Origin of the sequence: Geminisphaera colitermitum TAV2 (assembly GCF_000171235.2) — a bacterium.
GTDB lineage: Bacteria > Verrucomicrobiota > Verrucomicrobiia > Opitutales > Opitutaceae > Geminisphaera > Geminisphaera colitermitum.
In genome coordinates this window covers 66,446-90,763 of record NZ_ABEA03000188.1, presented here as the reverse complement: position 1 = coordinate 90,763, position 24,318 = coordinate 66,446, and the positions used below count along the sequence as shown (strand labels likewise).

General features: G+C 61.3%; 19 protein-coding genes and 1 tRNA gene. 11 read left to right on the top strand and 9 right to left on the bottom strand.

Going from position 1 to position 24,318, the window contains the following annotated elements; translation table 11 throughout:
• Positions 1-181 precede the first annotated feature (181 nt).
• Together OBACDRAFT_RS21895 and OBACDRAFT_RS21890 are read left to right on the top strand one after the other, a co-directional pair.
• On the top strand, positions 182-946 hold the full coding sequence (locus tag OBACDRAFT_RS21895) for a DNRLRE domain-containing protein (RefSeq protein ID WP_052362362.1): 765 nt from the start codon (positions 182-184) through the stop codon (positions 944-946).
• 68 nt (positions 947-1,014) lie between these two features.
• Positions 1,015-2,148 (top strand): LacI family DNA-binding transcriptional regulator, encoded by a 1,134-nt coding sequence (locus OBACDRAFT_RS21890; RefSeq protein ID WP_198529966.1) that lies wholly within the window; start codon positions 1,015-1,017, stop codon positions 2,146-2,148.
• A 29-nt stretch (positions 2,149-2,177) separates the two neighbouring features.
• On the opposite strand, the gene OBACDRAFT_RS21885 is transcribed toward OBACDRAFT_RS21890, so the two are convergent.
• The 3 genes from OBACDRAFT_RS21885 to OBACDRAFT_RS21875 form a co-directional block, all read right to left on the bottom strand.
• The gene (locus OBACDRAFT_RS21885; protein ID WP_043589026.1) at positions 2,178-3,719 is read right to left on the bottom strand and encodes an L-fucose/L-arabinose isomerase family protein; all 1,542 of its coding nucleotides are present in this window, start codon (positions 3,717-3,719) and stop codon (positions 2,178-2,180) included.
• A gap of 162 nt (positions 3,720-3,881) precedes the next feature.
• Positions 3,882-6,488, bottom strand: coding sequence for a hypothetical protein (locus tag OBACDRAFT_RS21880; RefSeq protein WP_043589025.1), 2,607 nt, complete (start codon positions 6,486-6,488; stop codon positions 3,882-3,884).
• Positions 6,489-6,597: 109 nt separating this feature from the next.
• A complete protein-coding gene (locus OBACDRAFT_RS21875) occupies positions 6,598-7,425 on the bottom strand; it encodes an IclR family transcriptional regulator (RefSeq protein WP_043589024.1) in 828 nt (275 codons plus the stop codon).
• Positions 7,426-7,594: 169 nt separating this feature from the next.
• Between OBACDRAFT_RS21875 and OBACDRAFT_RS21870 the strand changes: the two genes are divergently transcribed.
• Positions 7,595-8,749 carry an SGNH/GDSL hydrolase family protein gene (locus OBACDRAFT_RS21870; RefSeq protein WP_043589023.1) on the top strand — a complete coding sequence of 385 codons (1,155 nt, stop codon included), beginning with the start codon at positions 7,595-7,597 and terminating at the stop codon, positions 8,747-8,749.
• A gap of 61 nt (positions 8,750-8,810) precedes the next feature.
• Here OBACDRAFT_RS21870 and OBACDRAFT_RS21865 read toward each other — a convergent pair whose 3' ends face one another.
• From OBACDRAFT_RS21865 to OBACDRAFT_RS21845, 5 genes are all read right to left on the bottom strand, one after another.
• A complete protein-coding gene (locus OBACDRAFT_RS21865) occupies positions 8,811-10,415 on the bottom strand; it encodes a sensor histidine kinase (protein WP_052362360.1) in 1,605 nt (534 codons plus the stop codon).
• An 11-nt stretch (positions 10,416-10,426) separates the two neighbouring features.
• On the bottom strand, positions 10,427-11,245 hold the full coding sequence (locus tag OBACDRAFT_RS21860; RefSeq protein WP_081722260.1) for a TetR/AcrR family transcriptional regulator: 819 nt from the start codon (positions 11,243-11,245) through the stop codon (positions 10,427-10,429).
• Positions 11,246-11,257: 12 nt separating this feature from the next.
• The gene (locus OBACDRAFT_RS21855; RefSeq protein WP_052362359.1) at positions 11,258-12,241 is read right to left on the bottom strand and encodes a hypothetical protein; all 984 of its coding nucleotides are present in this window, start codon (positions 12,239-12,241) and stop codon (positions 11,258-11,260) included.
• A 714-nt stretch (positions 12,242-12,955) separates the two neighbouring features.
• Positions 12,956-14,584, bottom strand: coding sequence for a sensor histidine kinase (locus OBACDRAFT_RS21850; protein WP_043589022.1), 1,629 nt, complete (start codon positions 14,582-14,584; stop codon positions 12,956-12,958).
• 79 nt (positions 14,585-14,663) lie between these two features.
• Complete coding sequence (locus OBACDRAFT_RS21845; RefSeq protein ID WP_232767539.1) at positions 14,664-15,386, bottom strand: response regulator transcription factor; 723 nt, start codon at positions 15,384-15,386, stop codon at positions 14,664-14,666.
• A gap of 209 nt (positions 15,387-15,595) precedes the next feature.
• Here OBACDRAFT_RS21845 and OBACDRAFT_RS21840 point away from each other — a divergent pair.
• Positions 15,596-15,670 (top strand) — tRNA-Lys (locus tag OBACDRAFT_RS21840).
• Positions 15,671-16,240: 570 nt separating this feature from the next.
• On the opposite strand, the gene OBACDRAFT_RS21835 is transcribed toward OBACDRAFT_RS21840, so the two are convergent.
• Positions 16,241-16,459, bottom strand: coding sequence for a hypothetical protein (locus OBACDRAFT_RS21835; RefSeq protein WP_043589021.1), 219 nt, complete (start codon positions 16,457-16,459; stop codon positions 16,241-16,243).
• Positions 16,460-16,469: 10 nt separating this feature from the next.
• On the opposite strand from OBACDRAFT_RS21835, the gene OBACDRAFT_RS21830 reads away from it, so the two are divergent.
• From OBACDRAFT_RS21830 to OBACDRAFT_RS21800, 7 genes are all read left to right on the top strand, one after another.
• Positions 16,470-17,312, top strand: a complete 843-nt coding sequence (locus tag OBACDRAFT_RS21830) for a hypothetical protein (protein WP_043589020.1) — start codon at positions 16,470-16,472, stop codon at positions 17,310-17,312.
• Positions 17,309-17,629: a hypothetical protein gene (locus OBACDRAFT_RS21825; protein WP_043589019.1), complete on the top strand. Its 321-nt coding sequence runs from the start codon at positions 17,309-17,311 to the stop codon at positions 17,627-17,629. Before OBACDRAFT_RS21830 ends, OBACDRAFT_RS21825 begins: the two co-directional genes overlap by 4 nt.
• A 174-nt stretch (positions 17,630-17,803) precedes the next feature.
• Entirely contained in the window at positions 17,804-19,138 is a 1,335-nt protein-coding gene (hemN, locus tag OBACDRAFT_RS21820) for an oxygen-independent coproporphyrinogen III oxidase (protein WP_232767537.1), read from the top strand.
• Between the two features lie 306 nt (positions 19,139-19,444).
• Positions 19,445-20,449, top strand: coding sequence for a secretion protein HlyD (hlyD, locus tag OBACDRAFT_RS21815; protein WP_043589017.1), 1,005 nt, complete (start codon positions 19,445-19,447; stop codon positions 20,447-20,449).
• 12 nt (positions 20,450-20,461) lie between these two features.
• Entirely contained in the window at positions 20,462-22,027 is a 1,566-nt protein-coding gene (locus OBACDRAFT_RS21810; RefSeq protein ID WP_052362358.1) for an ATP-binding cassette domain-containing protein, read from the top strand.
• Positions 22,024-23,175, top strand: coding sequence for an ABC transporter permease (locus OBACDRAFT_RS21805; RefSeq protein WP_043589016.1), 1,152 nt, complete (start codon positions 22,024-22,026; stop codon positions 23,173-23,175). Before OBACDRAFT_RS21810 ends, OBACDRAFT_RS21805 begins: the two co-directional genes overlap by 4 nt.
• Entirely contained in the window at positions 23,172-24,290 is a 1,119-nt protein-coding gene (locus tag OBACDRAFT_RS21800) for an ABC transporter permease (protein WP_425601744.1), read from the top strand. The genes OBACDRAFT_RS21805 and OBACDRAFT_RS21800 overlap by 4 nt, the downstream gene beginning before the upstream one ends.
• The last annotated feature ends 28 nt before the right edge of the window (positions 24,291-24,318 follow it).

Genomic DNA, 24,318 nt, shown 5'->3' with positions numbered 1-24,318 from the left:
AAATTTCTCTCTATTTTTTGATTTTTCCTCTGAAATGAAGCAGCCATAACCATGCCTTAAACATATTACTCAATGGGATGATTTTAAAATTAATCCGATTTTTATTGCGTAAATAAGCGCAAGCGATTGCGTTTTTCTTTCGTCAATCCCGACAAATGATGAACCCTGAACACAACACACTATGAATAATAAACTTATAAAAATACTCGGCGCGTTCTATGCGTTTTCCGTCCTCGCTGGCATGGCATATGCCGCCCAGAAAGAGGTTTCTGTCGTCGCTGACACCTATCTGCGCAGCGACCAGTCCAATAATACTTCCGGCGCAAATGGCGGCGGCACTTTCATGTTTGTCGGGCAGACGGCGTCAACGGGGACCAATGATTTTCGCGCCTTGCTCTCGTTTGATCTGTCGGGGGTATCGCTCCCCACCGGAGCGACGATCAACTCCGTCAGCCTGGTCATTCAGAAGGATGACAATGATGTGAATTCCGGCGACGCAATCCTCACGCTCAATCTGCACCGGTTGATGGAGTCGTTTGATGAGGCGAAAGCCAACTGGGCCACCCGCGAGAACCAAAGCGTGGCGTGGGCGGCGCCGGGCGGTACATTCGACGCAGCGGTTTTGGCCAGCCAGAACGTTGGCACCAAGGGTGGCACATTTGTGGACTACTCGTGGAGTTCCGCCTCATTGACTGAATGGGTGGGCTCGGCGCTGTCATCGGGCTCCATCGTCAATCTTTTGCTCAAGAATGCGGACGAAACAGGAACCGCGCGGGAATTGATCCGATTCGTTTCCCGAGAGGGTGTCAAAGAAGGACGGCACGCGGCGCAACTCGTGATCGACTACACTGTGAACAGCGTCCCCGAGCCCTCGACGTATGCAGTGATTTGTGCGTTCGCTGGACTGGCCGTCGCAGGTGCGGCCCGCCGTCAGCGTAAACGGTAACCGGAATCTCGTCACGCCCCGCATCGCACACTTGATGCGTTGAGCGAGCGCCCGCTATGTTCTCCTTCATGAGCAGCCCTGAGATCGACACCGCAGCCGTGCATGGCGTCGGTGATGGAACCTCCGTTACTGGCAAGGTCGAGACCATCGACTTGCAGGAATTGTCGCGGCGGCTCGGCCTCAGCGTCGGCACCGTGTCGCGGGCGTTTAACAACCGCCGCGGCGTCAGCGAAAGCACGCGGCGCAAGGTGCTCGAAGCCGCGCGCGAACACAACTACGCGCCCAACAGCGCGGCCCGCCTTCTCATGGCGCGGCCCGCGCTGCACGTCGGACTGTTCTTTGCGCCGTATTACAGCCCGGCGCGCGACATCAACCCCGCTGCGATCGGACTCATCGACGCGCTTCGCAACAACCTCCAAGTCGAAGGCGCGGACATGTCTCTGCTCCATTACAAGGACGATGCCGAACTCGAACGCCAGGCGCAGGACGTGGACGTGGGTCTGTTTTACGGACACTTTGAACAGCACTCGTTTGACGTGCTCCACCGGCTCGGCATCCCCGCGCTCCTCTACGACAAACAATCGCCGCACCCGGACCAGATTTGCGTCGTGGCGAACACCCGGCACGCCTGCAACACCGCAGTCCAGTATCTCGCCGCGCTCGGGCACGAACGCATCGCGATGGTGACAGGGCCCGGCGATGAGTATTATTTCCTTGGATACATCGAGGCGTTCCCGGCGGCGTTGAGGGAGTTTGGACTGCAATCGCATCCGGGATGGGCCATCGAACTCCCCGCCGATCTCTGCAACAAGGACGGCGCCTGTGCCGCGTTGCTGTCCCTTCTGCAACAAGCATCCGAAAACTCAAACAACAACCGCCCCACCGCCATCATTTGCGCCTCCGACTGGCTGGCGCTTGGCGCACGTCGCGCCGCCCGCGAGTTCGGCCTCAAGGTGCCCGACGACATCAGCCTCATCGGTTACGATAATCTTGCCCTTACTGCCGAACTCGACCCGCCGCTTACGACCTTTGACATTCACATTTCGCGCGTCGTGCAAACGCTGACGCATCTCGCGTTGCGACTCGGCAAACACCGTCACACGTCCGGCGTGGTGCGTCTGCCGCGTGAAATCCTGCTGTTGCCCGATCTCGTGAAACGCGAGTCGTGCCGCTGTCTGCGCGCAAGAGCGGCAGCAGGATAGGGGGAGTCCGCGTCCCCCCCAATCATCAGCTACAACTCCCGCGTTTGCGGGGTGACTACGGCGTGGTCGAGGTTGAGGATTTTGGCGATTTCCACCAATTCGGCGGCGTGGTGACCGACGCCGAGCGCGAAGTGGTGCGTGGGGCCTTCAGCCACCCAGCGCTTGAGGAAGGTGCGGACGTCGGGCTTAAAAATGCCGTGCGTGTTGGTGTTGCCAGTCGGCGGGATGGGACGTCGGGCGGATTCGCCCTCGGCAATCACAAACTTGAACTTGCCGTCGGCTTTCTGACCGATGCTGAGCATGGTGATCGGGCCTTCTTTGATCTGAAATTCAACGCCGGCTCCGCTGCCGGGTTTGCCGTGATATTTTTTGAGGCTCCGGATGACGGGTTTGGCGGCGGCGATGTTGATGTGGTGCGGGCCGTCGTGTCCGACAAGGACGCTGTCCATCGCAAAATCCACGGGGTGGAATTCCGCGAAACTGCCTCCGATGTCGAGACGGTCCATAATCATCATCGCCACGCAGGTCTTGATGTCGAATTCGCCGCACATCGGGAATCCGGCGCCGGTGAGGAGCGAGTTGCCCACGATGAGGTTGGTGACGAGCGTGCGTAGTTCACTGCCGGGTTCGGCTTCGTAGTAGTAGGCGAGGCCGTCGAGTTTTTTGTCGGCGATCAAGCCTTCGAGCGCGACGGCGGCGCGGGCGGCGGTGTCGAGGTCGGCGGCGGTGAGTTTTTCGGTGAGCGGGTCGGACTTCGGATCGGGGGTGTCGAAGAAGGAGAGGATTTTTTCTTTCCACGCAGCGACGGCGGCGGTGTCGGGCGTGCGGTAGTGTTTGTGGATGTCGCCGGGTTCGACGAGGACGACGTGCGGGCCAAATGCGGCGGTGATGGCGGTGGGGTCGGTGTGCATGTCGAGCATCGACTCGAGGACGTGGCCCATGAGGCCGAGGCGGGCGCGGCGGAGGGAGTGCAGGACTTTGGCAATGCCGCACCAGCTTTTGAGTTCGGCTTCGGCGATGGGGTCGTCTTTTTCGTGGCCGAGGATGACGGGCGGCGGTTTGCGTCCGAAGCGGATGGCGACGCCGGTAAACTCGGGCACGGAGCAAAAGTCGTCGTTGCAGAGTTGCATGTGGGTCGTGCCGTTGGGGTAGTCCATCGCGGCGAGGGGTTGTATCGCAACGAGCACGATGGGCACGTTGATCTCACGGCAGAGGATGCCGAAGGTCGAGGAGGTGCCGTAGGTGACCATGTCAACAAAGAGGATGTCGATGTCGGCGGCTTTGATGCGCGGGACGACGTCATACGCGGCTTGGGCGGTGTCGAGCATCCCAAAATCGGATACAACGACGCCGTGCGATTCGATGCGCTGGCGGACGTGATTTTGTTTGCGGACCATCTCGTCGAGGAGTCCGGGGAATTGCGGCCAGTAAACGTGATGGCCGATGCCAACGAGTCCGGCGCGCGCAGTGAGCGGGCGAAGCCGGGCAATGCGCGGTGCGGGCGCAGTGGAGAGGGGGGGGGGGGGGGAGGGGAGCTGCGAGGCAGGAGTTGGTGTGGTGGTGGTGCTCATTTGGTTTTGGATAGAAGTGGGAGGTAGGCGGGAGGTAGGGGCTTCGCTTGCGAAGCCCGCTCGTGCTGATGGGAATGGAAATGGATAGTGCTGATGGAGGTTGCGTGTTGTTTGTGGCGTTGTCCGGCTGGCGCGGGCGTCGCAAGCGACGCCCCTACGTGGTTACCAGGAACAGAAGATTTCGCCGGTGACGGGTTCGGTGGTGACACAGTGACCTTCGGCGGTGCGGCGGAAGGGAATCGCGGGACCGGTGCCAAGGTAGCCTTGGTCCTTCTGGATGCGGACGGCTTCGGGCGGGAAGTCCGTGTCGGGCAGGAAGGTGATGGTGGCGTTTTTAAGGCCGGTGATGCGGAGGCGACGGGTGATGCCAATTTCGCCGGAGTGGTGCTCGCGGCATGACACGTCGCCGGGTGTTGCTTGTTCGACAAGGACGCGGCATTCGCGGTGCCAGGCGGCGGGCGTATGCGTTTCTCCAATACCATTCGCAGTGATGGCAACGTCGGCGCCGATGGGAACGGGAACGCCTTGCGGAAAGCGCCAGCGGAGGGCCGTGGTGGTGTTGGTGGTGAAACCGGAAAAAATCCAGCCGCCGCGGGAGCGGGCGCAGAGGATGAGCGGGTCTTTGGTGGCGGGCGTGGTTTTGTCGAAGCGGATAATGTAGCCGGTTTTTTCGAGTGCCCAGCGCATGAGGCGGGCGGTGTGCGCCCACTCGGCGGGATCGTCGGGCGTGGGGAGGTGGGCTTGGCTTTTCTTGACGGTTTCGGAGAGCGCGCCGCGTATCCAAATAAGCCGTCCGCCGGAGTCGGGAAGTGTGGCGGTGACGGCGAAGGGACGCGTGGCTTGTGTGCGCGGACAGGTGACGGTGGCTAGGGTTTCGACGACAGATGCGGGCGGGACGCCCGCGTCACGGTTTAGCCAATCTGTGTCGATGGGGCCGCCGTTGAGGAGGGGGCGGTAGTTGAGTTTTTGCGGGAAGGAGGAACCGTCGCGGTGAGTGTCGGGCGTGAGGGTGGTTTCAATCAAAAATTCGCCGTCGAGTGGGGCGGCACCGGTGCGCAGGTTGAGGAGCGTGAGGAGCGCCGGATCGGCATGGGTGAGCGGGCCGTAGAGAAGGGCGGAACTACCGGAGCGGATGTGCGCGAGGAGTGCGTCGGAGAGCGGCGTGCCGGCGTCGGGCGCGGGTGTGACGAGGTTGGTCTGCGCGTAGAGGGCCGGGTTGGCGGAGCGGGTGGCAAGGTAGTTTTTGGTGGATACGACGGTGTTGAGCGGGAGTCCGGCGTTGACTGCGGTGCGCATGAACCAGTCGCCAAAAAACACTTCGCTGGCACGGCTGGGCGTGGCGAAGGTCTGGTCGTGGTATTCGTCGAAGGGGTACACCCAGGTCAGGAGGCCGGGGGCGTCGGAGAAGTCGGCAAGGGCGCGCTGGATATGCGGCGTGATCTCGTTGGGAACTTCACGCGGAAGGCGTCCGTAGGAGTCGTCGATGGTGAGGAGCGAGAGCGAATCGGGCGGAACGATGCGTCCGTCGGGCGCGATGCGGGCGCAGGCGAGTGGCAGGTAGATGTCGTGCGGTTCGCGTCCGTAGCGGTCGAGCCAGGGGGAGTTGAGCCACCAGGGGTCGTGGATGTAGTAACGGAATGGATACCCGACGGAAGAACAGTGATCAGTGATCAGTGAACAGTGATCAGTGCTGGCATTTTTTTTACCGTCCACTGTTTCACTGTTCACTGCTTCATTGTTCACTGTCTCTGGCAGTTCGGCGATGTGGGACATCCAGCCGACGAGTTCGAGGCCGTAGTCGTGGTTGAGGGCGGCCCAAGGGGAGTTGACGGGAGCGATGAGGTTGAAGCCGCCGGTGTAGATGTCGCGGATGGGGGAGGCGTGCGCGGCGAGGTCCATGGCGGTGGAAAGGTTGCTGCCGCGGGTGTGGATGGGGTGGTCGGGACACTCGGCGCGGAAATCCTGCCAGAATTTGAGGATGGAGCGGTTGACGGCGGGAGCGCCGGATGTGTCGAAACGGGTGCCGTCAAATACCTCGCCAGTGCAGTTCCAGGAATCGAGGGAGAATCCGAATCCGTTGGAGAACCAGATGTAGTCGAAACCGACATCGCGCATGAAGTGGCGCGCCTGGCGTCCGAGGAATGTGCCGAGCGGCGTGCCTTCGGGAATGCCGTTGGGGAAACCGGCGTAGGCGACGGCGTCGGCATGGAGCGAGGAGGCACAGTGGAGCCATTGTTTGTGACCCATGATGGCGCCTTTGTTGATTTCGGGGTGGCGCTTGTATTTGAAATCGGAATCGGCGAATTCGGGGCCGGGGTCGAAGGTGGTGCCAAAGGTAACGGGTTTACCTGTAGTTTCAGTGGCGATACGGCGGAGGGTTTCAATGATGTCGCGGAGGCGTCCGTAGGTGAGGGGAGGGGGGGGAGGGTTGTCGCAGTAGGGGACGCGGGGTGTGCCGTGCAGGGTGCCGGGGATGGTGCCGGGGGGGGCGTCGTTGGCGATGCCGATGTATCGGGCCCAGCGGATTTCGTTGTCGGGGCAGCCCCGGTAGTCGAGGATTTCGGAGCCGTCAGCGGTCCAGAACATGAAGGAGAGGGCGTCGGCCGATTGGATGAGGGCGTGGTATTGGGAAATGATTTCGCGGGCGACGGCCTCGGTGCCGGCAGGTGTCGGGTCGCGGAAGGGCTTGGGCGAGAGCTCGAAAACGAGTCGGCGGAGACGGCGATCGGCGCCGGGTGTGACGGAGGTGACGGGTGTGAGGGTGGGCATGGAAGAAAATTAAGAATTAAAAATTAAGAATTAAAAATTGGGCGGCGCGGGGCGCCGTCACTCCGGGTTGCGAAAGTTGTGAGTGTACCGTGTGCATGGGTTCGATTTCTTAATTCTTAATTTTCTTGCGGGGACGGCCGCGGCGGTTGCCGGGCGGAGTGTCACCAGTGGAGGGCGGGGCGCTGGCGGCCCAGCGTTTTTCGATTTCGGCAGCGGCGCGGCGGAGGCCGTCGAGGGTGAGTTGTATTTGCGCGGGTTCATTGAGGCGGACGGTGGGGGCGCTGGCTCCGAGGGAGGCAAACACGGTTCCCCACGGGTCGCGGATGGGGACGGCGAGGGCGCTGATGCCTTCGCAGAGTTCGTCGTGCGTCTCGCTGAATCCTTGCTCGCGGATGGTGGCGAGTTCGCGGCGCAAGGCGGCTTCGTGCGTGATGGTCTTGGGCGTGTGCCGCGGCAGTCCGTACTGGCGGAGGTAGGTGTCGAGATCGGCCTTGGAAAAATGAGCGAGGAGGAGTTTGCCGAAGGCGGTGCCATGCGCGACGCCGCCCATGTCCTCGGGTTCCTGAACGCGGAGGGCCTGCGTGCTGGGAACGTATTCGAGGTTGATGAGGCGGCCGTGGTCGGTGGTGACGAGCATGACGGACTCGTTGAGTTCGGCGGCGATTTCGTGGACGACGGAGCGCGCGGTGCTGGTCAGTGAACGCAGATAAGAGGGGTGACGGCTGAGCAACATGAGGCGAATGCCGGCGTGAAAGAGGCGCGTGGTTTCGTCCTGCCGGACGTATCCAGTGCGGGAATACGTGGTGGCGATGTTGTGGACGCTGGCCACGCTCATGCCGAGGAGTTGCGCGAGCGGGCGCGTGCCGATGCCTTCCGGGTGACGCACGATGGCTTCCAGGACGAGGAGGCTTTTTTCGAGGGTAAGGACAGCGGCCATGATGAGAAAATAAATGTTTCGAAATATAGAACGGTATTTATTTGAAAATAAGAACCACGGGGCATGGCAAGAACTTTGTTGACTGAAAATGGGGACAGATTTGCAGTATCAGCTTGTTTCAGGTGTTTGTTTAACTGTTCTGTAATGCAGAACGTTTTTTAATTATCCCATGAAAAACCGAATCCTTATGTATGCGTTTGCTTTGTTTTCCGCCAGCGCGGCGGCGTCTTCGTTGACGGCTGGTGCCGAAGTCGTTCCGGGGAGTGATCCGCGGATCGAGTTTAGCGATTGTCTGGTCGGAAAGGTGGTGCGCGATGTCCAGTCGGGCGCGGCGTGGGTGGATCGTGTGTTGGAAAACGCGCGCGGTTATCGGTGGGATGCGCCAGGAGCGCGGGTGCGGTTCCGCACGGACAGCGCGGTCGTGACGGTGCGGTTGCGTTACTCGGCGAGGCATATCGGACCGGCGAACAACAGCGTGGGTTTCTGGAGGATCGACGGGCGTGGCGACACGGTGGCGTGGAGGTTCGAGCGTCCTCGATTATTGGATACGGAAGGGAAGGCGAAAAAGCTGTCATACGAGGCGGAGCTGGCGTTGAGGTTGCCGGTGCCGGATGCAGGCGAGGCAGCGATGGGCAGGGCAGGGGAGGGGACGGCGGCGACGGCGGGAGCGTTTCATGATTACGAATTGATTCTGCCTTACGGCGACGCGGTGGATGTGCTCGGAGTGGAGGTGGCGGCGGGGGTGCACTGGGAAAAACCGTCGCCGCGCCCGGCGGTGCGCTGGGTGGCGTTTGGCGACTCGGTGACGCACGGATTTACCGCGAGTTCGGTGGCGGGTTCGTATCCGTTTCAGGTGGCGGAGGCGAAGGGCTGGCAGGTCATCAATCAGGGGATCGGAGGCCGTTCGGCGGCGGCGAAGGACGGGGATTTCCTGGCGGGGGTGGAGGGCAATCTGTTTTCCGTGGCGATCGGGGTGAACAACTGGCAGGGCGGCACGGAAATCGAGGTGTTTCGCAAAAACATGAGCGAGCTTTTGCGACGCCTGCGTGGCGGGCATCCCGATGCGCCGGTGTATGTGATCACGCCGTTGTGGGTGCCGCCGACATGGAGGCCAAAGACGGCGAAGTATCCGTTAGACGAATACCGTCGTGCGATCGGCGAGGTGGTGGCCGCGTGCGTGGCGGCAGGGGATGCGCGCATGACGCTGGTGGACGGGCCGTCGTTGATCGACCACGACGCCGCGTTGTTCGACAAGGTGGCGGTGCATCCCAACGATGCCGGTTTTGCCCAGATGGCGGAGCGGCTGGCGCGGGCGATGAAGTGATGCCAGACCGGCCCCGGCCCCTGTGCGCCGCATGGGGGGGGGGGGGGAGGGGAGCTTGAGGTTATGCGTGTCGCAACTCTGGCATAGGAGGCGGCGGGAGGGCAGGAATCTTCAGGGTGATATGCGTGCCTGCGCCGGGAGTTGATTCGATGGCCAGTTCGCCGCCCATCAGGAACGCGCGTTCTTGCATGGTGCGCAGTCCGTAGCGGGGGCGGCTGGTGCGCTGGCGGGAGGTCTCGTCGAAGCCGCATCCGTTGTCGCGCACCGAAAGCACGAAGGCGCTGGCGGCATCACGGTGCAGGCTTACCTGGACGTGTCTGGCCCCGCCGTGGTTCACGGCGTTGGCGAGGGATTCTTGCAGGACCCGGAAGAGGTGTTCGCGGTTGGGGACAGGCAATGTCGGCAATTCATCGCAGGCGTACACTGTCACCTCGACATGATGCCGGCGGGCGAATGCGGTGGCATACTCCCGCACGACGTCGGCGAAATTGCTGCGGTCGAGCAGTTCGGGACGCAGGCCGTCGATGTTCTGGCGTAGTTCGGCGACTGCTTTGTCGAGATCGGTGATGCGGGGTTGGATGTGCTTTTCGAAGTCGAGCGGGGCGCTGGTATGGCCGAGGAGTTTCATCTGGAGGACGATGGCCTGCATCGTCTGGCAGACGCTGTCGTGGAGGTCGCGCGAGAGGCGGCGGCGCTCGGCTTCCTGCGCGTTGAGCACGCGGGTGGAGACTCCGCGCAATTCGCGCTCGGCGCGCCGGTGGCTGAAGTTGCCCGAGGCGACGAGGAGCGTCGTCACCATCAGGTTGAGCAGCAGGCAGTGGCCGAAAATCACCTGGTTGGTGGTCAGCACGGCGTCTTCGATGGGGGCGCAAAGGATGTAGGCGAGTCCGATGATGACATAGAAGAGACAGTTGGAGATCACGCCAGCCGCGGTGCCGTTGCGCAGTCCGATCAGGACGCAGGCGGTGACCATGAGGAGCGCGCCGGGCGCGGGCGTTTCACCCTGCCGCGTGGATATGCAGGCCAGGCAGGCGCCGGTCAGCAAAATGGCGATGTAGAACAGATACTCGAGGGGGCGGCGGCGTTCGGACCGAACCTCGGGCATGAAGAGCATGAGGATCAATGGAGTAAACGCGACCACGCTGGTTGTCTCACCGAGCCACCAGATGAGAACTTTTTGCCAGAAATGATCGGTGGCGGGCAAAACGGCTCCCCATTTCCAGCAGTTGAAAAGGGCGAAGGGCAGCGAAACGAGCGCGCCAGCCAGGCCGACCAGAACGATGTCAAAGCGCACATTGGGCAGGATCGTCCAGCCGGGGAATATCCGGCGGATGATCCAGGCGGAGAGCATGGCATGGAGGGTGGATTCGATGCCGATGGCCGGGTGGAGGGAGAGCGGATAAAAACAGATGAGCGCCAGCACGTGGCCGAGGTAGATGGCGGGACATTGCCGGAGTCCGTAAATGAGGAGCAGAGCGATGGAGCAGCCGGTTTCGGGCCAGAAGACGATGGCCCAGCTTGGCCCGCCTCCGGTGAATGCGTTTCGGGAGACGTAGATGCTCAGCCACACGCAGGCAAAAGTGACCGCCAGCGAGACGAGAAATCCACATAGGATGCCTCCCGGAGTGGACGGTGGCAGGGAGGGGCGAAGACCGCGGTTTGGCATCGGAGTAATTTTCAGGTCACGCCAGTTTTCCGGCGTCCGGTTTCAAGCGCGGCTTCCTGCTGCGCGGCTTCTTGGGTTGCTTCCGACTCGGCCTCCCGGGCTGCCTTGATCTTGATTGACTCAATGACAGGCATTTCCACCCGACCATCGGGTTCGGGGAGACCGAGCGGCAGGCATTGGTACCAGGCGATGCGATGCGAGGCATGGAGAATCCATTTCAACGGATAGGCTTGCCAGCCGCGGTCGAGCAGTCGCAGGCCTCGCGTGGTGATGGGATAGAAAACCTGCGCCCAGAAGAGCGAGAACCAGGCTTCCATGTCGTGCTCGGGCCGGTCGTCAGGGCAAAGTTTTGTCAGCAACTCCGCCACGCGGTATTGCATGGGGGCGAAATTTTTTAGCACCAGGATCTGCGCCTCGGCAAAGCCATCGGCAAAGACTCGCAGGAGGAGGCCGTTGATTGCGGGCAGCTTGTTTGGACCATGGGTGAGCAGCATGAGGTTCTTCACGGAGGCGTGAAGGGCGTTGGAGACCTGTTGCGGCGCGGGCGAACTGCAAAGGGTGGCAAGGGTGAAAAGCGGATCGAAAACCTGCTTCAGTTGCGGGACTTCCAAGATGTAATGGCGAATGGCTTCGAGGAACAACCGTTCCTTGTTGCCAAAATAATAGAGCAGCGAGCCGAGCGGGACTCCGGCGGCTTTGGCGATGTCACGGGCGGTGGCTTCGGAGTATCCTTTCCGGGCAAACGTTGTGCTTGCAGCCTTGAGTATCGTCGTCCGCGTGCGCTGGCCGGGACGACTCCGAGCTTTGGTGTCGGCGGGTGCTTTTTTCATGAGAATGGTGTTTTAGGTGGCGACCGAAAGAGCGGCAGGTAAGGCGAGACGTTGGTCGGTGGGTATCCACGGTTGCAGACGCGCCCAAGGGGTGGCGCCCTTGTTGCGATAACCGGATGAGGGGCGCGTGACGTTGTAATGGTGTATCCATTTTTCGAACTGCTCCTGCAGCGGCACCAGCATGAAGGGGGCGCGGCTCTCGCTGTCTCCTGTTGCGGAGGTTTCGATTTGCATCTGGAGAGGCAGGCGGAACTCCCTGGCAAAGACCCGGCTGAATTGCTCAATAAAGCCGTTGGGACGGGAGGATCGTTGCTGCCTGTGGCGGATGCCATGTGCGGTCAGGTAAGCGGGGAAGGGCTGGTTCTCTGCCCGGCCATAAATGCAATCGCGTGTGGTGAGGATGGCGCCGACCGGCATCCGCCATCGGGCATAGCGAGGGAGGACGTGACTGTGAAGCAGGTCGATGGCCTCACGGGTGGACGTGGAGGAGGCGAGGTGCCCGATGGCATGTCCGCTGTAGGTGTCGATTGCCACGTGGGCGTGGACCGGAGACACGCCATCGCCAACGATAACGGGGAAGTGCATCTGGCACAAGAGGTCGCCGGGGCGTTTGCTTTCGTCATGCCGTTCGCACAGGGCCGGGTTGAAGTGCTCCACCTTGGCCCACTCCTCGGGGGAGAGGTTGCGATTGCCGTCGAGCCATTCGCGTTCGAGCCAGGCGAGGTAGTCTCGCTGGGGGCCGCCATGGAGTCCGTAGCATTCGATAATTCTGCCCACGGTTTTGCCCGACAGGGTGACGCCGTGGTGTTTGCTGACCGCGCGGCGGAGTCCCTCAATCGGGATGTGGGGATTTTTTAGAGTGGTTTCGATGATGAACGAAACAATGGAGGGCGAGGTCGGCTTGGGATCACGCCGGGGCCTGATTTCGCGTTTCTGGACGGAATCGATGAATCGATCCACGGAGGTGAATTTTGATGCGGAAAGAAGGGTGTTCATCTTTGTGTGATAGAGGGAGTGGTTTGTGTTTGCCGAATGGCGTGGATTCGTTGGCGGCGGAGCAGTGCGGTGAATGCCAGCAGGTCGAAATCAGCGATGTCGGCATCAATGCTCTGCGGGATATTTCAATCCTATCAGTATATTGACTTTCATTCTAGTCAGGTAAATACCTGATGCGACATTAAGCTATTGTTTGTTATGATGTTGTGGTTTTAAAATGATTTATTACTGACGGCGGAATCGTTTGTGTATACTTGACCTACATTATCGTAGGCAGCGGTCCTTTTGCGTATCTATTATACGTTTGTTCATTATATATACGATCGTATGCATAATGGTGTTGAATGGTTTTCTTTAGAATGTTGTGGGATTTTAGGATTCGAGATTAACAGGGATTCATAGTGTAATTCGTTTGATCGAAATGAGTGGATTTTGTGTAGTTTGATCATCGCAGGATGTGGTGAAAACAGGTGGCTTGGATTAAAGAATTGAGATGCGAAAATTCTAGTTCCACGGCACGGATGTCGCCAGTCGGTAAAAAACCCGATCCTCATGGGAAGTTGATCCGTTTATGTTGGGAGGAAATCTCCGATGAATGGACCGTGTCGCTTATTAAGCAGCTGGTGAAGAGCGTAATAGCAAATCAGGTTGCCGCCTTGTGGACTGCTTCACCGAGGGGAGTCGCCTGTAGGGTTTTCCCTGATGGCTGAAAAATCAGTTTTTCCCAGCAGTCATGGTTGTCGTTGCAAGCGGCACGCTGACCGTAACGAGAGTGCCTCGTCCCGGGCTGGAGTCGATCCGCAGGGCTCCGCCAACCATCCGCGCCCGCTCCTCCATCGTGCGCAGGCCCAGATGCAGGCGGTCGTCGGTCTCGCCCACCGCGAGGTCGAAACCGCATCCGTTGTCCGTGATGCGCATTCGCAGCCAGCCGGGACGGCGGCTTGATGGCGACAGCGTCACTTGGACAAACGACGCCTTGCCGTGTTGGAGGGCGTTGGACACCGCCTCCTGCACCAGACGGAACAGGTGCTCGCGCACCTCAAGCGGGAGGTTTTCGGCTTCGCCGGTCGTCTCGTCGGAAAACAGCACGTCCGCGGGGGAGCGTCCTTCGACTTCGGCACAGTAGTCGGCGAGCACGTGGGTAAAGGGGCTTTGATCGAGCATTTCGGGGCGCAGACCCGCGACCGTGCGACGCAGATCCTTGAGCGCGCCGGAAAGGTCGTCGGCGACGGCGTTCATCTCGGATTCCGGTGTCGGAGCGGGCTCCGTGCCCACCTGCCTGCCGGCGGAGGCCAGACGCAGTCGCATGATCGCGGCAAAAATCGTCTGGCTGACTCCGTCATGCAGATCAGAGGAAAGCCGGCGGCGTTCGATTTCCTGGGCTTTGAGCACACGCGATGACACGCCATGGAGTTCCCGGTCGGCACGCCAATAGTCGTAAAAGCCGCCTGCCACGAGCAGGCAAATGCCGGTCACTTCGAAGATGATCGCGTCGAATTCGGTTTGCTGTCCCAGGGAGAGGTTTGTTCCTGCCGTTCCTCCAAATCCGGCCTGGACGCAGGCCGCCACCACGAGCAGGGCAACATTGGCCACGATGATTCCGATCACCCCGCATCGCAGAGCGATCGCGCAGCCGAGCACAATAAGCACAGTGATGGCCATGACCGGGCGGGGCCCGCCTTTGGTCAATACCAGCCATGCAACATAAAGGCACAACGCGATCTGACCGAGCGCCCACAGCATTGATTTTGTCGAACGCCGTCCATTTTCCCGAAACGAGGGACGGAGCAGCAGAACGGCCGGGGTGAACACGATGACGCTGATGCAGTCCCCCAGCCACCACTCCAGGAAGCCTTGCCTGAATCCGATGCCGGGATGAATGTATTGCTCAACGAAATACCAGGCGGGCCAGGCCGTCAGTGTTGAAGGGATCAGTGCGCCGGCCACGATCATGATGGCAAAGAAACGCGCGCTTGGGATGTAGCGGGGACCACGCGGCCATGCCCGCCGGATCAATGTGCAACCCAGCGCGGCATGGGCTGTGCCAAGGCTCGCGGACAGTAGCGAGTGAAGCGGATCGAGGCCGCACAAATACCCGGCAAAGCTTCCGATCAACACCCCCGGGAACACGCGGCGCCCCCGAAGGAGGAAAATTGCCAGGATGATGCCGCCGGGCGGCCAAAAAAAAAGGCTATGCTCAAACCCCGCCGTTCTCTGGGCCAGCATGGATAGGCTGATGGCCGCAAAACAAACAAGCGCGATGACCGGCTGCCACCGCCATTCGATCAAGTGCGGACGTCCGGAGACCGAAGGAATGGGGACTGCGGTGGGTGTCGGTGTCACGAGCGAAGGAAGGGGAAGGCGGATTGCGGATTGTCGGGAGCAGCGCCGCGGCAGCGGGGTGAATGGAGGGAGTGAACCATCAGGCGCCGTTTTTTTCGGGAGAGGTCGGGATGGATGAAGATGAGGGCGTCATGGGCACGATGCCTGAAGCCACCGCGTGGTGGATCAGTTCGGTGCCCTTAGTCACGTTGAATTTTTTCATGAGGCGGCCGCGGTAAACCTCCACCGTCTTGGGGCTAAGGAACAGTTGTGCGCCGATTTCCTTGGTCGAAAGCCCCTTGGTGATGCCTTGCAGGACTTCGCGTTCACGGGGCGCGAGCCGGGGCGTTTCCTGCGAACCGCCAGTCACCTCCTTCATCGTCCGGCTGAAGAGGAATTCCTCGCCGGAGTGAACGCGCCGGATGATGGACACGAGCGTGTCGAACGCATCGTCTTTGGCCACGAAGGCGTGCGCGCCCGAGTCAAACGCATCCTGCATCGCCAGGGCTGTTGCATGCATGGTGAGCACGACAATGCGTGTATCCGGACATTCCCTACGGAGATTTCGCAAAAAACCAACTCCCGATCCGCCGGGCATGCTCAAGTCCGAGACCAGCACATCGGGACGGGTGCGATGCACAAGTTGCCTGGCCTCATCTACAGTGCTGGCTCCGCCGACATACTCCATGTCGGGGCACATCCGGAGCAGAGCCTCGATGCCCTGTCTGACCACGTGATGGTCATCCGCGATGGCCACGGTGACAGGCCGGTTGCGTTCTTGCTGGTCAGCGTCAGGGGAAGTGGATGCACGGGAAGTCGTCATGACGTGCGTCGTAGTGGTGTGCTTGTGCTCGACCTGCTTCTGCGATTTGCAGGGCGGGCTGTGGTAGTTGGTAAGGACAATGCATTGGTGCGCGTAATGCGCAAATTATTAAATTCATTCTCAAAGGGGCAAATTTCGTCTTGCCCGTGTCGCTTTACGCCACGTAATACCGCCCCTTCTTCGCGCCAAACAGGTCGAAAGAACTGAACGGGTTGATAGCTCAATGGTAGAGCAGCGTCCTTTTAAGTCGTTGGTTCTGGGTTCGAATCCCAGTCAACCCACCAAGTTCAGAATTGCTTCCCCCCTCCCCCCCCGACGCTGGATGCCGGGGATTGATGGGGCTCGTGCAAGTTTGGCGGTTCACACAAAAACCATAGTTCACTCATTTTCCGGGCGGCTGTAGCCATTTAACACTTGGTAGGGAGGCCTCTCCGAGGCCTCCGAAACCACGCTTCAACCACCTATGAGTTTCGCATCCTCTCACCACGCACAACGGAGGACTCGGAGAGGCCTCCCTACCGCCAAGACAACGGGCACAACTCAACTGAAAATGCTCTAAACTTTGCCTTTTGACATAATCCGCCCTCTCCCTTGATGCGCTACTCATCCTCAACCATGGTCTGCAATCTGGCGTGAGTCGGCGCATGTCGGCACTGGCGGCGGGGGCCGTGGCCCCGGCCAGTTTTTCCTCAATGGCCGCGCGACCAAACGCGGACGGATTTTGCCCGCGTCCCAACGTGGCGCGCAGGCGTTGATACGTGGCGTCAGGCAGGTTATCGGTTCCGCATGTCAAGTGGGCGGGCGTAACCTGCAAACACCATGCAAACACTTGACGCCAGCCTACTGACATTCATTTACAGATGTTCCCAATTCCAATGATCGAAACGATAAAAAACCTCATGCATTGTTGCATGGACGCCCACCCCGACGACTCTCTTCCCCCCAAAGCACTGCGCGACCAATTTTTCGCCGAACTCAACGCCCTCGGTGCCGACATCATTCCCCTGACCCCCACCACCTGGCAGGTCATCGACCGCGAAAGCGGCGACACCTGTCTCATCGAAGAACGCCAAGGATTTTATTATGTCGAACGAACCGACCCACGAACCCACCCAGCTCACGCAGTTTCAGCAGCGGGCCCAATTGCGACTCCGGGAGAAGGAAGCCGAATGGCGCCGGACGCTCTTCGAACGCTTCCGCCACATCTGCCGCGAGGAGATGATGGACGTCATGAAGACCCTGCTCGACACCCTGCCCAGCCCGCAGGAACTGGAACTCCGGCAGGAGGAATTGCTACAGTCCCAACAATCGCGCCAGACGATGCTCGCGACGCTGGATCAGACCTCCCGCAAAATGACGGAACTGGCGGAACGGATCGAAAAACTCCCAATGACCACGGTGGACACCTCGGCGCTGGAACGGGAGACGAAGGAAATGGTGGAGCGTCAGGAACAACAAACGAACCGGATTCTGGCCCAGCAGGAGAACACCTTTCGGGACATCCTGACGCACACACACAAGTCCGCCAAAACGACGATCTTGATCGTGGGGCTGATCTGCCTGGGAGCGATAGCGGGGTTGAAATACCTCGGGAACTTCACGCTGGTGAACGAGACGGACATCGCCGCCCAGAACCGGCTGGCGATGGATGTTCAGACCAACCTCACCCTTCTGGAATCGCAACGAGCCGCCTTGCTGACCGAGATCAAGGAACTGACGACCACCCGCGAAACCTTGCAGACGGAACTGCGCCAGAACATCGAACTGCAGACAACGGTGCAGCAACAGACGGCCAGCCTCCAGCGACTCCAGGAAGAGTTTCGCTTCCAACTGGTGAAGGGGGCGACGGGCGGAGTGTTTGTGGAGATCCAACCGGAAGCGCAGCCCTTCGACTACGAGGGGAAAACCTACATTCAAGTGCGATGAACCCATCACCCGATTCCAGCAATCCCGTCCCTGCGCCACTCGCGCCCGAGGACATGGTTAACTATCTCGCCCGCTGGATGCGCGGCCAGCAGCAACTCTATGCCGACCTGCTTGCCACCATCACCAGCGCCTGCGCCGAGATGCAAACCACCCTCCAACGCCTTCAGGACGAGTGCGAAAAAGTACGCCGTGCCGCCCCCCCCCGCCCCCTGCGAGTGCGCGCCACCGCAACCGCCAATGAGAATCCCCCTGCTGCCGCCAAAACGACAGCCACAGCCAGACGCTCTCCCGCCGGCAAAAATCGTAAAAAACCGTAGCAGCAACGGAGCGGCGACGTCCCCGTCGCCGGACGGGACGTTAGTCCCGCAGGATCGGGAAAGAGGGGAGGGGGGGGCGCGCTGACGCGCGTCCGGCGACGGGGACGTCGCCGCTCCGTTCACAAGCCTCCCCTGCCGCAAAAAATGCGCAATTCCCGCCAACCTCCGCTGAGGATGCGGGACAAACCGGGCGTATATTCCGCGACCATGACGATTACCTGCGAGACCCACATTGCGACACCGCCGCCATTTGCCTCGCCCCCCCCCCCCCCCCCCCCCGGCGCCGCCCGCAATCCGCTCTCCCTCTACTTCCATCTTCCCTTTTGCCAGGCGCGCTGCTGGTTCTGCGGTTGTAACAACATCATCACTACACGCGTCGATGCCGCCGCCGAATATCTCGATGACCTCGTTGCCGAGATGTGTTTCATGGCCCGCCGCATCGACCGCGAACGCCCCGTCACCCAACTCCACCTCGGAGGCGGCACCCCCACCTTTTTCCCCGCCGACCAGCTCACGCGATTTGCCGACGCCGTGCACCGGCTCTTCACCTTCGCCCCCGGTGCCGAGATCAGTGTCGAGATTGATCCGCGCCACCTCGACGCCCAGCAAGTCCTGGCCTTCCGCGTGCTCGGCGCCCGCCGCGCCTCGCTTGGCGTGCAGGACACCGACCCCGCCGTGCAGACCGCCATCCACCGCGTGCAACCCCAGTCCGTCAACCAACGCGCGGTCCACCTCCTCCGCGAAGCAGGCTTCACCTCAATCAACATCGACCTCATTTACGGCCTGCCCCGGCAAACCCCCGCCACCTTCGAGCGCACGCTCGACGACGTGCTCGCGCTCTCTCCCGACCGCCTCTCCGTTTTCGGTTACGCCCACATCCCCGGCCTCAAGCCCGCCCAGCGCATCTTCGAACAACAGGAAACTCTTCCCGGCTTTGAAGAACGCCTCGCCCTGCAACAACTCGCAAACGACCGCCTCCTCGCCGCTGGCTACGTCAACGTGGGACTCGACCACTACGCCCGTCCCTGCGACGAACTGGCGCGCGCTGCCAGCGAAGGCGGTCTGCATCGCAATTTTCAAGGCTACAGCACCCGCGCGGGTGCCTCGCTTTACGCCTTTGGCATCTCCGCCATTTCCTCCACCCCCGACGGCTACTGGCAAAACCACAAGGATCTCTTCGCCTACCGCGAAGCCCTTGCCGCCCGCCGCCTGCCCGTCGAGCGCGGCTGGCGACTCACGCCCGAAGATCACCGCCGCCGCGCCATTGTCATGGCCATCATGTGCGACCGCCGCCTCGACTACGCAGCCATCTCGCGCGAGATCGGCGTCGATTTTGCCAGAACTTACGCCAGCGAACTCGCTTCGTTAACCGACCTGGAAGGCGATGGCGTGGTGGAGGTGAATGGCGACGGGCTTCGTGTCACCGAGGCAGGTCTGCCGCTTCTGCGAGTGATCGCACAACGTTTTGACGGTTACCGCCGCACCGGCACGCACGCGCAACCCGTGTGACGAACGTGCGCCACGCGTTGGTGTATCCGGAAAACAAAGGCATGAGCTTCTTTTGTCCGCATTTTAATCCAGACAACGAACACTGTGATCGAGTGCGCGACCACTGTGTCCCTGGTCGGACGGGCTGCGTGCTTGCGCGCAACTCTACCTTTGCCGTCTCGGCGCAAGCGCGGATCAACGCCCAGTCCGCCGCCCTTCCCCCCGCTCCTCCTCTGCCGCCCCTGCGCTCCGATCGAAAAACCCTGAAAACAGGATAGAGTCGGCCTTTGACTGCATCGCAGAGAACAGGTGTCTTTCACCTGTCACATGAAAAAGAAACCCGCCCTTGTCCTGCTCCTGCTTGTAATTGTCTCCGTCGGCGCGGCGGTCTGGCACGGGTGGCTGAGCCCAGCCCTGTCATTGGAACAAAAGAACACCCCGCTCACGCTTCACGGCAATGTGGACATCCGGGAAGTGAATCTAGGCTTTCGTGTGTCGGGCCGCGTTGCCGAGGTTTTGCACGACGAGGGCGACGCGATTACCGCGGATGAAGTGCTGGCCCGCCTCGATGACGGGCCCTATCGCCACGAAGTTGACCAAGCGCGTGCCTCGCTCGCCGCCGCCGAGTCCGATGCGCAGCGGCTCGCCGCCGGCTACCGTCCGGAGGAAATCGATCAGGCGCGCGCCAGCGTGGAGCAGGCCGAAGTGGTCAACGCCAACGCGAAACTCAACGCGAACCGTGCACGTGATTTGATTACCAAAAACGTGATTCCACAGGAGGAGCACGATGACCGTCTGGCCCGCGAGGCGGAGACGGACAAACAATTGCAAGCAGCCCGCGCCAATCTGGCGTTGCTCGCCGCTGGTTATCGTGCCGAGGACATTGCCAAGGCCCGGGCGCAGGTGGCGCAGGCGCGCGCCGTCCTGGCCACGGCTCAGTTAAATCTCGACGACACGACGCTGACCGCCCCCTCATCGGGCACGCTCGTCACGCGGGCGCTGGAGCCGGGCTCCATCGTGCAGCCGGGCGTCACGGTGCTGACGCTTTCTCTCGACCGCCCCGTGTGGGTGCGCGCCTACGTGGATGAGCGCGACCTGGGACTCGTTGCGCCGGGAACGGAAGTCGATGTATTCACCGACGCACGACAAGGCAAACCTTACCGTGGCAAAATCGGCTTTGTTTCACCGCGTGCTGAGTTCACACCCAAGACCGTCGAGACGGAAAATCTGCGCACATCGCTTGTTTACCGCCTGCGGATCGTGGTGGCGGAGCCGGATTCACTGCTGCGCCAGGGAATGCCGGTCACCGTGCGGGTGAAAAAGCCCTTGTAGGGACAAATCAAAATGCCCGCCGTCGCACTCCACGAAGTTACCCGCTCGTTTCCCGGCGCGGTGCGTCCGGCGCTGAATCGTGTGTCGGTGACGGTCGAGAGCGGATGCATCACGGGACTCGTGGGACCGGATGGCGCGGGCAAAACCACCTTGATGCGGCTCATGGCCGGGCTGCTTCGGGCGGACTCGGGCCGGCTCGATGTGCTGGGGCGCGATCCGGTGCGCGACTCCGCCGCGCTGCGCGGATTGATCGGCTACATGCCGCAAAAATTCGGCCTCTACGAAGACCTGACCGTGATGGAAAACCTCACGTTGCACGCCGATCTGCGCGGACTTGTCGGCGCGGAGCGACGAACCACCTTTGAACGGTTGCTGGCATTTACCGATCTGGCACGGTTCACGGACCGGCTGGCAGGAAAACTCTCCGGAGGAATGAAACAAAAACTCGGCCTTGCCTGCGCGTTGCTCGGCAAACCGCGGCTGCTGCTGCTCGACGAGCCCGGCGTGGGCGTGGACCCGGTGTCGCGCCGCGAACTCTGGCGGATGGTGCGGGAACTCTCGGACGATGGCATGACGATCGTGTGGAGCACGGCGTACCTCGACGAGGCGGAACGCTGTGATGCGGTGCTGGTGCTCCATGAGGGGCAAACGTTGTTTGCCGGGACGCCGGCTGAGTTTGTGGCGGGCGGCGGAAGGCATCCGGACGGACGGGCCCCCAGTTTTGAGGACGTGTTTGTGGAAAGGCTGGGAGGCGCGCCAGCCGGGGAGTCGCCGTTGACGGGAATCTTGCGCGACATCCCGCGCGATGGAACGACGGCGATCGCGGCTCATCACCTGACGCGGAAATTTGGTGATTTCACGGCGGCGGACCGGATCACTTTTGAGGTGGAGCGGGGCGAGATTTACGGACTGCTCGGGCCCAACGGTGCCGGGAAATCCACTACGTTTCGGATGCTTTGCGGGTTGCTCGCTCCGACTTCGGGCGAGGCGATGGCGGCGGGCATCGACCTGCGGCGCAGCGCTGCGCGGGCACGGCAGCGCATCGGCTACATGGCACAAAAATTCTCGCTCTACGGCAACCTCACGGTGTCGCAGAATCTGGCGTTTTTCTCCGGTGCCTACGGGCTGCACGGGCGCGCGCAACGTGAGGCGATGGATGCGGTGACCGCGTGCTTTCATCTGGGCCCGCACCTGGGGCGCAAAACGGATTTGCTGCCACTGGGTTTCAAGCAGCGTCTGGCGCTGGCATGCGCGGTGATGCACGGTCCGGACCTGTTGTTTCTCGATGAGCCGACGTCGGGCGTTGATCCGGTGACGCGACGCGAATTCTGGTCGCACATCCGGGCGGCGGTGGCGCGCGGTGTGACGGTGATGGTGACAACGCATTTTATGGACGAGGCTGAATACTGCGACCGCATCGGACTGGTGTACCGCGGGCGTCTCATCGCAAGCGGCACACCCGCCGAGTTGAAGCGCAAGGCCGGTGCGAATACGATGGAGGATGCGTTTATCGCGCTGGTGGAGGAAAACGATGGGGCGACGCCGGACGCGGGGGGGGAGGGGGGGGCGGTGTCATGAATCCACGTCGCCTCATTGCTCTTTGCCGGAAGGAGTCGCTGCAGATCGTGCGCGACCCGACGACCATCCTCATCGCGTTTATCCTGCCGGTGGTGATGTTGTTCATTTATGGATACGGGCTGAATCTCGACACAGGGCGCGTGCGCATCGGGTTGCTTTGCGAGGACACGTCGCCTGAAGCGCGGCGGCTTGTGGCGAGTTTCACGGGGTCACCCTATCTCGATGTGCGCGCGTTTGATGACCGCGCGGCGATGGGCGAGGCGTTGACGCGGTCGCATATACGGGGATTTGTCGTGATCCCGTCGGATTTCTCGGCGCGGCTCGCCCGCGATGGCGAGGTGATGGGGCCGGTGCAGGTGGTCGCGGACGGATCAGAGCCCAATACTGCAAACTTCGTGCAGGCCTATGTGCTGGGCGCCTGGCAGGGCTGGCTGGCGCAACGGGCGGCGGATGCCGGGCGCGGAACCTTTGGCGCGTATCCAAAGGCCAATGCGAACGGCGGGATCACGATCGAACAGACGTATTGGTTTAACCCGACGGCGGAGAGCCGGTTTTATCTGATTCCTGGGTCGATCACGATCATCATGACGGTGATCGGTGCGTTGCTGACGGCGCTCGTGGTGGCGCGCGAATGGGAGCGGGGGACGATGGAGGCGTTGCTGGCGTCACCGATCAGCCGGGCGGAGTTTTTACTGGGCAAAATCGTGCCTTACTACGTGCTCGGCATGGTGGTGTTGCTGCTTTGCGTGGCGGTGGCGCGGGGGGTGATGGGGGTGCCGTTTCGCGGATCGTTGCCGGCGTTGTGGGCGGGCGGGTCGCTTTTTCTGCTTAGCGTGCTGGGCATGGGGTTGATGCTTTCGACGGCGTTGCGCAACCAGTTCAACGCGGCGCAGGCGGCGTTGATGGCGGCGTTTTTGCCGGCGATGATGTTGTCGGGGTTCATTTTTGAGATCGGCTCCATGCCGGCGCCGATTCGGGTGGCGAGCAGTTTTATCCCGGCAAGGTATTTTGTGACGGTGATGCAGACGATTTTTCAGGCGGGAGATTTGTGGCCGGTGCTTCGCCCGTGCCTGCTGTTTCTGGCATGCACGGCGGTGTTTTTCCTCGGGCTCACAGTGTGTCTGACGCGAAGGAGGCTTTTGAAATGATCATGATTTTACGCCGCATCCTGGTTCTGGTTCGCAAGGAAATGCAAACGCTGCTGGGAGACCCGCAGGGCCGGATGTTGCTGGTGATGCCGGTGATCGTGCAACTGGCGTTGTTTCCGCTGGCTGCGACACTGGAGGTGCGGAACGCGACGCTGGCCATCCACGACCAGGATGGCGGGCCGGCGGCGGTCGAATTGGTGCAGCGACTGGGCGCGGCGCGGCGGACATTTTCCCAAATCGTGGCGGTGCGAAGCGAGGCTGAGTTGACCCGTGCAATCGAGGAGCAGCAGGCGCTGGCGGCGGTGCGCATTCCGCAGGATTTTTCCCGTCAGGTGGCGCGTGGGGACGCGGCGCAGTTGCAGGTGATCGTGGATGGGCGGCGTTCCAACAGCGGGCAAATCGCGGTGAGCTACATCCAGCAAGTGGTGGCGGGGCTGGCGGGCGAGGGAGCAGGGCAGGGGAGGGCAGCGAGCGGCGGCGGCGTGGTGGTGCGCAATTGGTTTAACCCAAATCTCGACTATCTGGATTTCATCCTGCCGTGCTTGATCGCGATCATCACGACGGTGGGTGTGCTGGTGGTCACGGCGCTCTCGGTGGCGCGCGAACGGGAGCAGGGAACGTTTGACCAATTGCTGGTGGCGCCGTTCACGCCGGAGATGATCATGGCGGGCAAGATTGCGCCGGCTCTGATCGTGGCGAATTTTCAGGCGACGCTGATTTTGCTGGCTGCGGTGTTTTTTTACGATGTGCCGTTTCAGGGGAGTTTGCTGATGCTCTACGGGGGCATCCTGCTCTACGCGCTGGCTCTGGCGGGGGTGGGGTTGTTCATCTCGTCGGTGTGCGCAACGCAGCAGCAGGCGTTTTTGGGGATGTTCAGTTTTATGATGCCGGCAATCATGTTGTCGGGATTCGCGGCGCCGGTGGAAAACATGCCGGTGTTTCTACAGCATCTCTCGTGGATCAATCCGATCCGCCACTTCATGGAGGTCGTAAAAGCGGTGTATCTGAAAAACGCCACACCGTCGCACGTGGCGGAGCTGGCGTGGCCGTTGCTGGTGATCGGCGCGATGACGTTGACGGTGGCGGGCGTGGTGTTCCGCAGGCGCGCGGTGTAGCCGCAATTATATGTGATGTAGTGGCGGC